16 protein-coding genes are annotated in these 13,271 nt (G+C 63.9%); 9 read left to right on the top strand and 7 right to left on the bottom strand.

The window, feature by feature from the left end:
- Window positions 1-14: 14 nt before the first annotated feature.
- Window positions 15-1,541 (bottom strand): AMP nucleosidase, encoded by a 1,527-nt coding sequence (locus NOV72_RS09975; protein WP_106854604.1) that lies wholly within the window; start codon window positions 1,539-1,541, stop codon window positions 15-17.
- 231 nt (window positions 1,542-1,772) lie between these two features.
- Between NOV72_RS09975 and NOV72_RS09970 the strand changes: the two genes are divergently transcribed.
- From NOV72_RS09970 to NOV72_RS09950, 5 genes are all read left to right on the top strand, one after another.
- Entirely contained in the window at window positions 1,773-2,183 is a 411-nt protein-coding gene (locus NOV72_RS09970; protein ID WP_106854434.1) for a hypothetical protein, read from the top strand.
- A 120-nt stretch (window positions 2,184-2,303) separates the two neighbouring features.
- Window positions 2,304-3,272: a homoserine kinase gene (locus NOV72_RS09965; RefSeq protein WP_106854433.1), complete on the top strand. Its 969-nt coding sequence runs from the start codon at window positions 2,304-2,306 to the stop codon at window positions 3,270-3,272.
- Between the two features lie 9 nt (window positions 3,273-3,281).
- A complete protein-coding gene (locus NOV72_RS09960; RefSeq protein ID WP_106854432.1) occupies window positions 3,282-4,103 on the top strand; it encodes a BPSS1780 family membrane protein in 822 nt (273 codons plus the stop codon).
- Between the two features lie 106 nt (window positions 4,104-4,209).
- Window positions 4,210-4,671: a MarR family winged helix-turn-helix transcriptional regulator gene (locus NOV72_RS09955; RefSeq protein WP_106854431.1), complete on the top strand. Its 462-nt coding sequence runs from the start codon at window positions 4,210-4,212 to the stop codon at window positions 4,669-4,671.
- A 131-nt stretch (window positions 4,672-4,802) separates the two neighbouring features.
- The gene (locus tag NOV72_RS09950) at window positions 4,803-5,222 is read left to right on the top strand and encodes an organic hydroperoxide resistance protein (RefSeq protein ID WP_106854430.1); all 420 of its coding nucleotides are present in this window, start codon (window positions 4,803-4,805) and stop codon (window positions 5,220-5,222) included.
- A 96-nt stretch (window positions 5,223-5,318) separates the two neighbouring features.
- Here the strand turns inward: NOV72_RS09950 and NOV72_RS09945 are convergent, their stop codons facing one another.
- Together NOV72_RS09945 and NOV72_RS09940 are read right to left on the bottom strand one after the other, a co-directional pair.
- Entirely contained in the window at window positions 5,319-5,492 is a 174-nt protein-coding gene (locus NOV72_RS09945; RefSeq protein WP_106854429.1) for a DUF3563 family protein, read from the bottom strand.
- Between the two features lie 138 nt (window positions 5,493-5,630).
- Window positions 5,631-6,800, bottom strand: a complete 1,170-nt coding sequence (locus tag NOV72_RS09940; RefSeq protein ID WP_106854428.1) for an extracellular catalytic domain type 1 short-chain-length polyhydroxyalkanoate depolymerase — start codon at window positions 6,798-6,800, stop codon at window positions 5,631-5,633.
- Window positions 6,801-7,122: 322 nt separating this feature from the next.
- On the opposite strand from NOV72_RS09940, the gene NOV72_RS09935 reads away from it, so the two are divergent.
- The gene (locus tag NOV72_RS09935) at window positions 7,123-7,815 is read left to right on the top strand and encodes a phosphatase PAP2 family protein (protein ID WP_106854427.1); all 693 of its coding nucleotides are present in this window, start codon (window positions 7,123-7,125) and stop codon (window positions 7,813-7,815) included.
- Between the two features lie 28 nt (window positions 7,816-7,843).
- Here the strand turns inward: NOV72_RS09935 and NOV72_RS09930 are convergent, their stop codons facing one another.
- The gene (locus tag NOV72_RS09930; RefSeq protein WP_106854426.1) at window positions 7,844-8,668 is read right to left on the bottom strand and encodes a TOBE domain-containing protein; all 825 of its coding nucleotides are present in this window, start codon (window positions 8,666-8,668) and stop codon (window positions 7,844-7,846) included.
- Between the two features lie 43 nt (window positions 8,669-8,711).
- A complete protein-coding gene (locus NOV72_RS09925) occupies window positions 8,712-10,190 on the bottom strand; it encodes a CHAD domain-containing protein (protein WP_106854603.1) in 1,479 nt (492 codons plus the stop codon).
- Window positions 10,191-10,364: 174 nt separating this feature from the next.
- On the opposite strand from NOV72_RS09925, the gene NOV72_RS09920 reads away from it, so the two are divergent.
- Window positions 10,365-11,951: an inorganic phosphate transporter gene (locus NOV72_RS09920; RefSeq protein WP_106854425.1), complete on the top strand. Its 1,587-nt coding sequence runs from the start codon at window positions 10,365-10,367 to the stop codon at window positions 11,949-11,951.
- 308 nt (window positions 11,952-12,259) lie between these two features.
- Window positions 12,260-12,418: a DUF3309 family protein gene (locus NOV72_RS09915; RefSeq protein WP_075644535.1), complete on the top strand. Its 159-nt coding sequence runs from the start codon at window positions 12,260-12,262 to the stop codon at window positions 12,416-12,418.
- 83 nt (window positions 12,419-12,501) lie between these two features.
- Here the strand turns inward: NOV72_RS09915 and NOV72_RS09910 are convergent, their stop codons facing one another.
- Both NOV72_RS09910 and NOV72_RS09905 read right to left on the bottom strand, forming a co-directional pair.
- Window positions 12,502-12,810, bottom strand: a complete 309-nt coding sequence (locus NOV72_RS09910) for a hypothetical protein (RefSeq protein WP_106854424.1) — start codon at window positions 12,808-12,810, stop codon at window positions 12,502-12,504.
- A 17-nt stretch (window positions 12,811-12,827) separates the two neighbouring features.
- Complete coding sequence (locus NOV72_RS09905) at window positions 12,828-13,052, bottom strand: hypothetical protein (RefSeq protein ID WP_245932972.1); 225 nt, start codon at window positions 13,050-13,052, stop codon at window positions 12,828-12,830.
- On the opposite strand from NOV72_RS09905, the gene NOV72_RS31875 reads away from it, so the two are divergent.
- Window positions 13,039-13,221 (top strand): hypothetical protein, encoded by a 183-nt coding sequence (locus NOV72_RS31875; protein ID WP_146149973.1) that lies wholly within the window; start codon window positions 13,039-13,041, stop codon window positions 13,219-13,221. The genes NOV72_RS09905 and NOV72_RS31875 overlap by 14 nt on opposite strands.
- The last annotated feature ends 50 nt before the right edge of the window (window positions 13,222-13,271 follow it).

The raw sequence follows: 13,271 nt of genomic DNA, 5'->3' as shown, positions 1-13,271 counted from the left end.
TTAGTCTCGGCGAATTACTGAAACGCCACTTCCGCAAAGCTGCGCAACTTGCGCGAATGCAGCTTCGACAACCCGTTCTCGCGCAGCAGTTCCATTGCCTTCACGCCGATCTGCAAATGCTGATCCACTTGCGCGCGATAAAACTGATCGGCCATTCCAGGCAGCTTCAGTTCGCCATGCAGCGGCTTATCCGACACGCATAGCAACGTCCCGTACGGCACGCGAAAGCGAAACCCGTTCGCCGCGATCGTCGCGCTTTCCATGTCGAGCGCCACCGCCCGGCTCTGCGACAGCCGCCGCACCGGCTCGCGGTGATCGCGCAATTCCCAGTTACGGTTATCGACGCTCGCGACCGTGCCCGTGCGCATCACGCGCTTGAGTTCGACGCCTTCGAGTTTCGTCACCTGCGCGACCGCGCGCTCCAGCGCAACCTGTACTTCCGCGAGCGCCGGCACCGGCACCCACAGCGGCAGATCGTCATCGAGCACGTGGTCTTCACGCACGTAACCGTGCGCAAGCACGTAGTCACCCAGACGCTGCGTGTTACGCAGGCCCGCGCAGTGCCCGAGCATGATCCACGCATGCGGCCGCAATACCGCGATGTGATCCGTGATCGTCTTCGCGTTCGACGGCCCCACGCCGATGTTCACCATCGTGATGCCGCTGCCGTCCGCGCGCTTCAAGTGATAAGCGGGCATCTGCGGCAGACGCGCGGACGGCGTGCCTTCCTCCGGCTGCTCGCCGAGATTCGCGTTGTACCTGACGACATCGCCCGGTTCGACGAACGACGAATACGCGCTGCGATACGCACGCGTTTCTTCGTCGTCGGCACGCGACATCATCGTGCGGCCGAGCTTCACGAACTCGTCGATATAAAACTGGTAGTTCGTGTACAGCACGTAATTCTGGAAGTGCGTGGGCGAGGTCGCCGTGTAGTGCCTTAAGCGATGCAGCGAAAAATCGACGCGCGCCGCCGTGAAGAGCGCGAGCGGATGCGGCTCGCCCGCACCCGGCTCGTACGTGCCGTTGACGATGCGATCGTCGAGGAGCGCGAGGTCCGGAGTATCGAAGATGTTTCTCATCGCGAGCAGCCGGTCGCGATCGAGATCGCCTTCGAGATGAATGCCCTCGGCGAACGCGAAGTGAATCGGAATCGGATGCGCGGACACGCCCACTTCCAGGCCGACATGATGATTCTTCGTGAGCAGCCGCAATTGCTCGCGATAGTAATCGCCGAAGAGATCGGGGCGCGTGAGCGTCGTTTCATAGATGCCCGGACCCGCGACGAAGCCATACGAACGCCGCGAATCGATCTGCGTGTTCAGCTCGGTACGCACGCGCACGAACGGATAGCACGCGCGCACGCGATGCGTGAAGTGCTCGTTGCGCCGATAACGCGCGAACGCGTCGCGCAGAAACGCCGTGTTCGCTTCATAGATCGCCGAAAGGCGCGCGACGGCCGCGGCGGGATCCTCGAAGGATTCGGTCGGAAAATCGCTGGCAGGCGTGCCCTGTGTACTTTGAGTCCGGTCGTTTGTCATGATCTTGTGTCTTTCTTCAGTGCCCTCGTAGTGAATCGACATTAACACGGAAGAATGCGCGAACCATGAAGTCCCTCCTCGTGTGAGTGCGTGCGATCACACCTCGCAACACCTTTTTGGTTTCCGCAGTCAAAAAACGTGAAACCGGCGCAAAATAAGGCGTTGACCCAGCGTGAGTCACTGAGTCCGCAACCGTTTTGTTAGAATCCGGCCATCGTCTGGAGATCCATCATGAAGCCGCACCTTTGCGCCGCCGCCGCGGCAGTCCTCGCCGCAACAAGCTTCGGCGCATTCGCACAGCCGGCGCAGCAATCAGTCAGCGCGGCGCCGCAACCGGCGGCCCAGAAAATGTCGCCGGAAGAGGCCGCGGGCCTTCCGGATCTGAAGTCCATCAATCGTCCGCCCGCGAATGTCAGCTCGAAAGTCGAGATTTCGCCGCCGCGCACGCCGAGTTATCACGAACTGAGCACCAACGGCACCGAAATCACCGAGTTTCGTGACAAGGGCAAGCCGGTCGAAATCGATGTGCATTCGAATTTCGGCACGCGCTATCAGATGAGCTCGCCGGCCGACACATCGCCGCAAGTGCGCGACAACGGCAAGGCGAGCACGCGCCTGCCATCGATCAACCTGCATTACTGATCCCGCAAGATCGCTTCGGACCCGCTCTTTCCGGGCGGGTCGCGGCACCGTGGCTCCTTGCCCGGCGTCACCGTTCACAGGCCGTCTTCCGGCCGTCCAACCTGACCGACGTTTTCCCGCATGGCTGTCTTCACTCCCGTCACCAACGCCGATCTCGGCGACTGGCTGCAAGACTACGATCTCGGCGATGTCGTCGAATTTCGCGGCATCCAGTCGGGCATCGAGAACAGCAACTTCTTTCTCACGACGACGCACGGCGAGTACGTGCTCACGATCTTCGAAAATCTCACGGCGACGCAACTGCCGTTCTATCTCGATCTGATGCGGCATCTGGCGTCGCATCGCGTGCCCGTTCCCGATCCGATGCCGCGCCGCGACGGCTCGCTCTTCGGCATGCTGCACGGCAAGCCCGCGAGCATCGTGACGAAGCTCGAAGGCGCGCCCGAACTCGCGCCGACGTCCGCGCACTGCATCGAAGTCGGCCAGATGCTCGCGCGCCTGCATCTCGCGGGACGCGATTTTTCGCAGCATCAGCCGAATCTGCGCAGCCTTTCGTGGTGGCAGGAGAAGGCGCCGTCGATCGTCGATTTCCTGAGCCGCGAGCAGCGCGACCTGTTCGAGAGCGAGCTCGCGCATCAGGCGGCGTTCTTCGGCTCGGAAGACTACGCGTCGCTGCCCGAAGGCCCGTGTCATTGCGATCTGTTCCGCGACAACGTGCTGTTCGCGCACGGCCGCGAGCACGCGCGCCTCGGCGGCTTCTTCGACTTCTACTTCGCGGGCGTCGACAAGTGGCTCTTCGACGTCGCCGTGACGGTGAACGACTGGTGCATCGACCTCGCGACGGGCGCGCTCGATCCATCGCGCGTCGACGCGATGCTGCGCGCTTATCAGACCGTGCGCCCGTTCACGCCCGCAGAGGAGCGTCACTGGAACGACATGCTGCGCGCAGGCGCGATGCGTTTCTGGGTCTCGCGCCTTTTCGACTTCCATCGCCCGCGCGAGGCAGAGATGCTGAAAGCGCACGATCCCGGCCACTTCGAACGCATTCTGCGCGAACGCGTCAAAGCCGCTTCTCCCGTCAATCGATAACCTAGCGACATGCGACTGATCGAAGTTCCCGCCAAAGCCGGCTACGTGTGGTTCCGTCAGGGCATCTGGCTGTTCCGCCGCAATCCGTTTGCGTTTCTCACGGTGTTCTTCGCCTACCTGTTCGTGATGACGCTGATCTCGCGCGTGCCGCTCGTCGGCCCGCTGCTGCCGCTGCTCTTCATTCCGGGCATCGCGGTCGGCTTCATGGCGGCGTGCCGCAACACGATCGCGGGCAAGCCCGTCTGGCCGACCATTCTCGTCGACGGATTCCGTTCGTACGGCAGCGTCGTCGCGCGGCGGCTGCTGGCGCTGGGCGCGCTGTATATCGTCGCGATGGCGCTGATTTTCGCGGCGTCCGCGCTCGTCGATGGCGGCACGCTGCTCAGCATCATGATGGGCGACGGTCCGAGCGGCGATCCGGAAACGGTCGCGGCGAGCTTCAGCCCGCTCGCGGTGCTCGTCGCGATGGGATGCTATGTCCCGATCGCGATGCTCTTCTGGTTCGCGCCGATCCTCGTCGCATGGCACGACGTGCCGCCCGCGAAGGCGCTGTTCTTCAGTCTGGTGTCGTGCTGGCGCAATCGCGGTGCGTTCATTTACTACGGCGTGCTGTGGATCGCCATCGCGCTCGCGGTGTCGTTCGGCCTGACCGCGCTGATGCAGGCGCTCGGCGCGGGTCAGGAAATGGCGCTCGCGGTGCTCATGCCGGCGTCGATCATCGTCACGACGGCGCTGTATTGCTCGTTCTACGCGACCTATCGCGGCTGCTTCGGCGTGCAGTCGTCCGATTCGCCGGACATTCCCGACGCGCCCGGCACGCCCAATGCCTGACCGGATTGCCGCGCCCATCGAACGGGCGTGGCGATCCTTCGCGCGCGAAGCATTGCACGTACACTAGCGGCATCGGCCGCCACGGCCCTTCCGCCGCGCCTTCGCCATGACTTCGCCCGACGCTTTGCAGGACTTTCCGTTAGAACTCGATCAGCAGTTGTGCTTCGCGCTCTACTCGACATCGCTCGCGATGACGAAAGCGTACAAGCCGCTGCTGGAGAAGCTCAACCTGACGTATCCGCAATATCTGGCGATGCTCGTGCTCTGGGAAACCGACGATCTCACCGTCAAGGAAATCGCCGCGCGCCTCTCGCTCGATTCCGCGACGATGACGCCGCTGCTCAAGCGCCTCGAAGCGCAAGGCTACGTCGAGCGCGTGCGCGGCGTGGAGGACGAGCGTCAGGTTCACGTCCGGCTGAGCGACGCCGGCCGCGCGCTCAGGCAATCCGCCCGGGCGATTCCCACTGAAATCTACTGCGCGTCGGGCTCCGATATCGACGCGATACTGCGTCTGCGCGCCGACCTCGTGCGCCTGCGGGCATCGATCAACGAATACATCGATCAGTGATGCGCCGGTCATAGCGATTCGCTAATGAATCGATCGCCATATTTTAATTTGTACGATAATTATTAGTGCGATATATTTGCGGCGTGGTGAACGCAGTGTCGATCTGACAACCGAACCAACGGAGAAAACTGATGAGCATTCTGTACAAGGCAACGGCGACGAGCACCGGCGGACGCGATGGCCGCGCGATTTCCTCGGACGAGCAACTGAACGTGAAACTGAGCGCGCCGAAGGAACTGGGCGGCTCGGGCGCGGCCGGAACGAACCCTGAGCAACTGTTCGCCGCGGGTTATTCGGCGTGCTTTCTTTCGGCGATGAAATTCGTCGCCGGTCAGCAAAAGCGCGCGATTCCCGCCGAGACGACGGTAACCGCCGATGTGGGCGTCGGCCCCAACGATGCCGGCGGCTTCAAACTCGATATCGAACTGCGCGTTTCGCTGCCGGGCCTCGACGCGACGGAAGCACGCGCGCTGGTCGACGCCGCGCACAAGGTCTGTCCGTACTCGAACGCGACGCGCAACAACGTGGATGTGCGCGTGAAGGTCATCTGAAGCAACGGAAGCGAAAATGCCGGCTCGAAAGCCGGCATTTCACTGTCACATTCAGCACGCCGGCGACAATGCGCGGCGCGCTTCAAACCAAAAAGCTTAGTTCGACATCCACGACGGATGACGCGCAGCCGAGCGCTGATCCAGCTTTTTCATACGATATTCGAGATCGTAGATGTCCGTGGCTTCGGCGAGATAGGCGTCGTCGCGCGCACGATCGCGCTCGTCAGCGGACTTGGTGAGGAACAGGAAAATGCGGCTGAGCAGGAACATGGTGGGCCTCGCGTGAATACTAGGGTTACTACCTATGAAGCGAAGTATAGGGTAATCCCTGATCAAACACCAGCCCTGCATGCTAGAACGCTGATACTAAACACTTATTTGCAACACTCGAAACACCGCCGGAGTTCTTCAGGCGACGTACGCATTGCGCGCGGCCTCGCCCGGACGGCGCTGATGCTTGAAGAACTCCCACATGACCGCCGCCGAATCCGGCCCTTTTGACGAATGAAATGCGACGGTATCGTCGCCACCCGCCCACGAGTGGCCGAGGCCGCGCACGATCGACGTCTTCACAACGCGCCGGCTGTTCTTGACATAGTCGGTCACGACGCCATCGGAATGCGTTTCCTCGCGCGTTTCGCCCGCGCGACGATTGCCCGCCGCATCGATGAAACCGTTCAGCCGCAGAAACTGCTTCGCCAGTTGCGCTGCGTTCGCGGCGGTGACCACGGAATCCAGCTCTCCGTGCACGATGATCGCCGGCATGCCCGGATAATCGCGGACGTCGACGGCGGCGTCGATCAGCGCGACGGGATCGCTTCGCGCGCCGCGCCGCATCACGTCCATCGCGCCGATGGCCGAGCGCGCCTCGCCGAAAACCACGCCGGAATGCAGTCCGACGGCCGCGAACATGTGCGGATAACGCACGGCGAGCAGCGCCGCGAGGCCCGCGCCGGCGGACATCCCCGCGAGATACACGCGCTCCGCATCCAGATCGTGCTGCTCGACGACCGAATTCACCAGCGACACGACCGACGCCGCCTCGCCGCCGCCGCCGCTCCCGGAATCGTCGTACCAGCGCCAGCAACGGTGCGCGTGATCGTGCTTCGACTGCTCGGGATACAGCACCGCGAAACCGTAGCGGTCGGCGAGCAGGTTGATGCGCGTGCCCTGCGCGAATTCGTCGGCGTTCTGCTTGCAGCCGTGCAGCATGACGACGAGCGGCATGGGCTCGGCGCCCGTCTTCGGCGGCGTATAGAGCGCGTACGACATGTGATTCACGAACCGGCCGGCCACGGGCGGCGCCGAGTGATACGAGCGCGCCCATTTCCCGCGCGCCCACGCAGACGCGCGCGGACGCACGCGCGACTCTCGCATCGCCGGACGCGCTTCGGCGCGGGACGCTCCGGTCGCTCTCGCGGCCGTGCCCGGCTTGAGTTTCGGCTTGACCGGTTTCGCGGTCTTCGCGCGCACGGGCTTGGCCGCCGCGCGGGGCTTCGGTGCGCGAATCGATTCGACCTGGCTGGTGACCAGACGTCTCAAGCCGCGCAGCCAGAGCTTGGTAAGGCTTTTTGACATTCGGCTGGGTCCTCCACAAACATGCAATCGGATGGCGCGTCGAAAAACCGCGCCGGTTGTGCATTGCACAATAGCATCAAAACGGCTGCACGACGCGCGCCATCGTCTTACATATCGGGATTAATTAACAGCAATTCAACAAAATAGCCAAAATTAGACGAAAGTTACGCGATGTAACGAACAAGTCGCTTTAGGGAAGGTCGCATAATTCAGGATGATCCCAAGCGTTATACTTGCGTTGTTTTGCGGCGGCGTAACAGAGGCGCGCGAGCAAGGCACGCATGGCCGCCGCACTGCAGCAACCCTCATTCCCAAAATATCAATGAACGTGGACCTACCTTTTTCCGCCTGGATTTTCGTGACCGCGCTCGGAAGCGTCGGCGTCATGGGTCCGGTGGCGCTCATCGTCGCCGCATGGCTCGCGCTCGGCTATCGCTGGAAATACGCCGGCGCGTGGCTCGCGCTGCTCGGCGCGGCAAGCGGGCTTGTCGCGTTGAGCAAGATCGCGTTCATCGGCTGGGGAATCGGCGTGCGTCATCTCGATTTCACCGGCATCAGCGGACATGCGCTGATGTCGACGGCGGTCCTGCCCGTCGCGATATTCGTCGCGCTGCTGCCCACGCGCGGCGCGGTGCGTGCCATCGGCGGCGCGTTCGGTCTGGCGCTGGGCGTGTGGGTCGGCGTGTCGCGCGTGGTGCTCGACGCGCATTCGGTCTCGGAAGTGGTCGCCGGCTGCGCGCTCGGCGCGGTGGTCGCGCTCGCGTTCATGGGCATCGCGTGGAGGGCCGAGTCCGGCAGGCTCTCGCCCGCACCGGTGGCCGCGAGTCTGGCCGCCGTCGTCATCACCTTGCATGGGGTGCCCGTGCCGACGCAACATTGGATCACGGAAATCGCGCTCGGGCTGTCGGGCCACGAACGTCCTTACGTGCGGGCGAGCTGGAAGGCGAAGACCTATCGCGCGCCCGATCGCCGGACGGAATTGAAACTGCCGCCGGAACAGCGCGCGGCCGCCTGATGCAGCCGCCGCGCTCGCGGTGCGCCGCTCAGTCGTTCACGCCGATAATCACGCTCGACGCCTTGATCACCGCCACGGCCTTCTGACCTTGCGCGAGGCCGAGCGTGTCGGCGCTCTGGTTCGTGATGATCGCGGTGATGGTCGTGCCGCCGTCGAGCGACAACGACACTTCCGCGTTCACCGCGCCCTTCGTCACACTGGCAATCGTCCCACGCAACTGATTGCGCGCCGACAGCTTCGCGTTCGTGTCTTCCATCAACATGACCCACGACGCCTTGATGAGCGCGAACGCGTCGCCGCCTTCCTTCAGCCCGAGCGCTTGCGTGCTTTCATGCGTGACGACCGCGACGATCGTCTGACCGCCCGGCAAGCCGAGTTCGATTTCATCGTTGACGGCACCGCGCGTGACTTTCGTGACCTTGCCGGCCAGTTGGTTGCGTGCGCTTGTTTTCATGCCCAGTCTCCCGATCAGTTGCCAGTCATGGGCGAAGCCTTCGATGGCCGCGCCCGCCCGTTCCAGAAATTTTCGATGCTCGCGTTCGATCGCGCGGTACGTGCCGATGAGCCGCAGCGCCGCCGGCGTGAGCGCCGTGCCGCCGCCGCCCTTGCCGCCGGCCGCGCTCGTCACGAGCGGCTCGCCGGCCAGGTTGTTCATCGTATCGACGGCATCCCATGCGGCCTTGTAGCTCATGCCCACGGCTTTCGCCGCGCCGGTGATCGATCCCGCGTCGCGAATCGCGGCCAGAAGCGCGATGCGCGCCGCGCCGCCGAGCGTCTCCGTGCCGCTTCGCAGCCATACGGAGCCGTCGAGTTCCAGCGAATCGCGCACGTTCGACGGTGCTGTCTTACTCATTTTTCGCCTCGGAATCGTGCCGCATCAATGAACGCGTGACGCATTATATCGACGCCTTCACCCGCGGACGATGTATCGAACGAAGCAGCCGCTCGCCCTCCTGTGCGTCCTTTCTCGCCGATGCCGCGCCCCACGCGCGCGCAAATCCGCGCTGATATTCGCTCGCTTCCGGAAGGGACGCGAGCCGGTCGGCGGCGACGGCCGCATCGTTGGCCTCGCCGAGCGCCGTCTGCAACTGGCCGAGCAGCTTCGCGGTGTCTTCGCGCGTGCGTCGCGACGTGACCGAGCGGAAAAATTCGAGCGCATAGCGCAGCCGCTTCGCATGAATGCGCACGCGATGCCGCTCGTGCGCTTCGAGCGACACGAGATCGGGCACGCACGCGATGCGCCGGTAGTCCTTGCGGATGCGCTGTTCGGCATAGCTCACGAAGGACATCGGTGAATCGTCCTCGTGCGAGGCGAAACGGGCGAGCCATTCGACGAATGCGAGCGTGAGACGCGCGTAGCGCTTCGACGCGAGCGCGTCGCGCACCGTGTCGCGCGCGATGCGGCGCTTCACGTCGGCGGCGGCGATGAGCGTCTGCCAGCGCTCGGCGCTGTCGTCCGCTTCGGCGTAGGCGGGCAGCGTGTCGTCGACGAACACGTCCCAATCGCGCGCATCGGCGAGAAGATCGCCGAACCACTCCAGATCCGGCGCGATGCGCGTGTTCCAGTCATCGTCGACATAATCGCGAAAGAGTTTCAGCAGTGTCTTGAGCCGCCGCTGCGCGACGCGCAATTGGTGCACGTGCTCGTCGCCGAGACCCGCGCGCGATGCCGCGCCGTTGCCGAACCACTGCCCCGCCACCGACGACGCGATCGCGACAAACGCTTCGCGACGCGTGGCGGAGCGCGGAAGATCGAGGGTCGCCGCATGCACGGGTGCGGCATCCGGCGCGTGTTCGTCGTCCGGCACGATGGAAAACGGCGCGGCGTCGATCACCTCGCCCGCGACGCTGAAGACGGCATCGACCGCGCCGTTCACCGACGGCGCCGCGAGCCGCAGCGTCGGCAGCATTTGCGCGGACGTTTCGAGCGTCGCGAGAATGTCCGCGCCGCTCGCGTCGATGCGCCATTCGATGCGCTCGGTTTCGAACTCGTGCTCGGCCGCCGGAACGTCCTGATCCGCAAACCGGTACGCCTTCGCGAGCGGCGCGCGCAACGCATCGTCGGCTTGAGCGAATTCGATCAGCGACGCCGCCAGATTCTCGCCCGCCGGCCGCGCGAAGGTCCGGTATCGCGTGAAGCCGGGCATCGGCGCACTTTCGGCCTGCACGGCGCAGAGCGTGCGCGCGCCTTCCTGCGTTTCGACGGATAGCCGCCAGCCCGGCGCTTCCAGTGCGATTTCGCGCGTCGCGAAGCGCGTCGAGAGGGGTGTCGCGCCCGCAAATGCGCCGATGCGCTGCAACGTTTCCGCCAGCGAGCAGATCGATCCGTCGTCCGATCGATTCGATTGCAGCGTCACCTCGACCCACATCGTCATGAAGTCTCCCGAAGCGCTCGCGCCGCCCGTCAATTCATACGAAAAGCTCGTATTTCCCGATTCATGAAATCGACACACGCGCCGGGAAACATGGCCATTTGAGTTTCCGAAATACTTCTCGTCTGCTTTTCACCTTCCGACACGGCCTCGCGCAAAACCATACAAGGACGCGACATGAACCAGATGGCATTTCCCCAGTCACGAGAAGGCCGCACGCTCGGACAACGGCTTGCGCTGCTGCTTTTCCTGCTCGCCATCGGCGTGGGCGCGGTGTACTGCATTCTGCATTTGTTCGAAGATCTCGCGCCCGTGCGCGAGACCTCGGCATTTCCGTACGTCCTGCTCGGCATCGCGCTCCTGATCGCGCTCGGCTTCGAATTCGTCAACGGTTTTCATGACACCGCGAACGCCGTCGCCACTGTAATTTACACGCACTCTTTGACACCAAATTTAGCGGTGGTCTGGTCGGGCGCATGGAATTTCATCGGCGTGCTGATTTCGAGCGGCGCGGTCGCGTTCGGGATTCTGCAACTGCTGCCGGTCGAACTGATCATCGGCGTGGGGAGTTCGCAGGGCTTCGCGATGGTCTTCGCGCTCCTGATCGCGGCGATCATCTGGAACCTCGGCACGTGGGCGCTCGGCCTGCCCTCTTCGAGCTCGCATACGCTGATCGGCTCGGTGATCGGCGTCGGCCTCATGAACCAGATGCTGCATGGCACCAACGGCACGTCGGGCGTCGACTGGAGCCAGGCGATGTCGGTCGGCAAGTCGCTGCTGTTTTCGCCGATCGTCGGCTTCGTCGCGGCGGGCTTTCTGCTGTATGTGCTGAAGCTCGTCGTGCGCGTGCCCGCGCTCTACAAGGAGCCGGAAAAGAACACGCCGCCGCCGTTCTGGATCCGCTGCCTGCTGATTCTCACCTGCACGGGCGTGTCGTTCGCGCACGGCTCCAACGACGGCCAGAAGGGCATGGGCCTCATCATGCTGATCCTGATCGGCACCGTGCCGACCGCCTACGCGCTCAACAAGGCCGTGACGGCGAACGAGACGCAGAACTTCGTCGCGGTGAGCCACAGCGCGTCCGACGTGCTGCAGCGCTACAGCAACGGCGCGCCGCCCGCGGCCAACCCGCGCGACCAGGTCGAAAAGTACGTGCAGACGAAGACGCTCGCGCCGGACACGATTTCATCGCTGAAGAGCGTGGTCGATTCGATCGAATCGCAGGTGCGGCCGCACGAGACGATCGCCGCCGTGCCGCAGGGCGTGGTCAAAAACGTGCGCAACGAGATGTACATCGCGTCCGAAGCGCTGCGCATCATGGAAAAGCAGAAGGCGCCCGCGTTTTCCGCCGACGATGACGCCGTGCTCACCAACTACAAGAAGCAGCTCGACCACGCGACCAAATTCATTCCGACGTGGGTGAAGGTCGCCGTCGCGGTCGCGCTCGGCCTGGGCACGATGGTCGGCTGGAAGCGCATTGTCGTGACGGTCGGCGAGCGCATCGGCAAGACGCATCTGACGTACGGGCAAGGCGCGTCGGCGGAATTGGTGGCGATGCTGACCATCGGTGCCGCCGATGTCTACGGTCTGCCGGTCAGCACGACGCACGTGCTGTCGTCGGGCGTCGCGGGCACGATGGCCGCGAACGGCTCCGGCCTGCAATGGCGCACCGTGCGCAGCCTCGCGCTCGCGTGGATCCTGACGCTGCCGGTGTCGATCGCGCTTTCGGGACTCTTGTTCTGGGCGTTCCGCGGCATCTTCTGATCCGTTTTCGCGATGAATGCACGGCGGCTTTCCCGCGCCGTGCAACTTTTGCCCGCCCTGTCCCGCTTCGCCTCTCCCTTTCGACAATCGTCTGCTCAGGCGCGCGTCCGTTCGACGCGCCGGACGCCTTGCGGCACGGCCTTCGGGCTCGCTGGCACGGCCGTTGCTCTTCTCCTCTCGTCGATCGCACCACTGATCTGCCGGCGGCCACGAACCGCCGCCCCTCCGGCGCATGACTGTCGATGACAGTTGGGAGGCTGCGCCGGACGCCGATCCGTCCCGCGGTCATTTGAACAAGGAGAAATCGAATGACGATCGGAACCATACTGCTGATCATCCTGATCCTGCTCTTGATCGGCGCCATTCCTTCCTGGCCGCACAGCCGCAGTTGGGGCTACGGGCCGAGCGGGATCGTCGGCGTCGTGCTGGTCGTGGTGATCGTTCTGTTGTTGATGGGCCAGTTGTGACGTCGTGCGGCGCGGTCGGCCGCCGAAAAAAAGGGGCGCTCCGTCCGGGCGCCCCTTTGTCGTTCGTGCCTCGCGCACGCGTTCTACACGCGCATCACCTGGCCGTTCGGCTCGATCTTGCGCGGGATCATTGGCTCGGCCGGCTTCGGCGATGCCGACTTCGGACGCGGCGTCACCGACGGCTGTTCGATGGCGGCTTTATCCGCGACCTGCTTCACCGAAGTCGCGCTCTTGTGCTTCTTCCTGGCCGCGGTCTGCGTGGCCGCGTGCGCCTTGCTCTTGCCTTTGACGGACTGTGCTTCGGGAGGATTCCAGACTTCCGTGTAGCGCTCGGCCGCAAAGAGCGACGACGAGCCAATCAGAAGAACGACGATCAGGAATACGCGCTTCAAGTGATTCGCTCCAACGGTTAGTGACCCGCGCTGCGCGAGAGAATGGCGTCGAGCGACAGCTCGGAGGTTTCCAGTTCGCGCAACGCGGCGTCGAGACGCTCGAGCGAGCGCGCGACGGATTGCCCACCCTGCATGAAATCGGGCTCGCCTCGCGTGGCGTCGAACGCCGCGTTGACCGCGCGCGTCGCGCGCATGAAACGTTCGAGCGCAGCCGCTTCGAGCGGATCGGTGGGTGAAATCATCGGCAAGCTCCCTGTTGCAGACAAGCTGTACGAATATACAGTAAGCCGCCGCTGCGGCAAACAGGCGGCGCACCGCGTGGTGAAAATGCCGAAGCGCCTCTTGACCTGCGTTGCGGACCGCCTGCGGCGGCATATCGTCGCGCGTCGATGCGGCATCGCTCGCGATTAAGTCGCTCTTAATTCTCGACCGACACACTCGTCTCGCGATCCGGCTCAATT

Source organism: Caballeronia novacaledonica (genome assembly GCF_900258035.1).
Classification (GTDB): domain Bacteria; phylum Pseudomonadota; class Gammaproteobacteria; order Burkholderiales; family Burkholderiaceae; genus Caballeronia; species Caballeronia novacaledonica.
This window is presented reverse-complemented; position numbering and strand designations above follow the sequence as displayed.

Coding starts and splice junctions, on each gene's coding strand:
- NOV72_RS09975 (WP_106854604.1), bottom strand. CDS start 1,541: ATGACAAACGACCGGACTCAAAGTACACAGGGCACGCCTGCCAGCGAT.
- NOV72_RS09970 (WP_106854434.1), top strand. CDS start 1,773: ATGAAGCCGCACCTTTGCGCCGCCGCCGCGGCAGTCCTCGCCGCAACA.
- NOV72_RS09965 (WP_106854433.1), top strand. CDS start 2,304: ATGGCTGTCTTCACTCCCGTCACCAACGCCGATCTCGGCGACTGGCTG.
- NOV72_RS09960 (WP_106854432.1), top strand. CDS start 3,282: ATGCGACTGATCGAAGTTCCCGCCAAAGCCGGCTACGTGTGGTTCCGT.
- NOV72_RS09955 (WP_106854431.1), top strand. CDS start 4,210: ATGACTTCGCCCGACGCTTTGCAGGACTTTCCGTTAGAACTCGATCAG.
- NOV72_RS09950 (WP_106854430.1), top strand. CDS start 4,803: ATGAGCATTCTGTACAAGGCAACGGCGACGAGCACCGGCGGACGCGAT.
- NOV72_RS09945 (WP_106854429.1), bottom strand. CDS start 5,492: ATGTTCCTGCTCAGCCGCATTTTCCTGTTCCTCACCAAGTCCGCTGAC.
- NOV72_RS09940 (WP_106854428.1), bottom strand. CDS start 6,800: ATGTCAAAAAGCCTTACCAAGCTCTGGCTGCGCGGCTTGAGACGTCTG.
- NOV72_RS09935 (WP_106854427.1), top strand. CDS start 7,123: ATGAACGTGGACCTACCTTTTTCCGCCTGGATTTTCGTGACCGCGCTC.
- NOV72_RS09930 (WP_106854426.1), bottom strand. CDS start 8,668: ATGAGTAAGACAGCACCGTCGAACGTGCGCGATTCGCTGGAACTCGAC.
- NOV72_RS09925 (WP_106854603.1), bottom strand. CDS start 10,190: ATGACGATGTGGGTCGAGGTGACGCTGCAATCGAATCGATCGGACGAC.
- NOV72_RS09920 (WP_106854425.1), top strand. CDS start 10,365: ATGAACCAGATGGCATTTCCCCAGTCACGAGAAGGCCGCACGCTCGGA.
- NOV72_RS09915 (WP_075644535.1), top strand. CDS start 12,260: ATGACGATCGGAACCATACTGCTGATCATCCTGATCCTGCTCTTGATC.
- NOV72_RS09905 (WP_245932972.1), bottom strand. CDS start 13,052: ATGATTTCACCCACCGATCCGCTCGAAGCGGCTGCGCTCGAACGTTTC.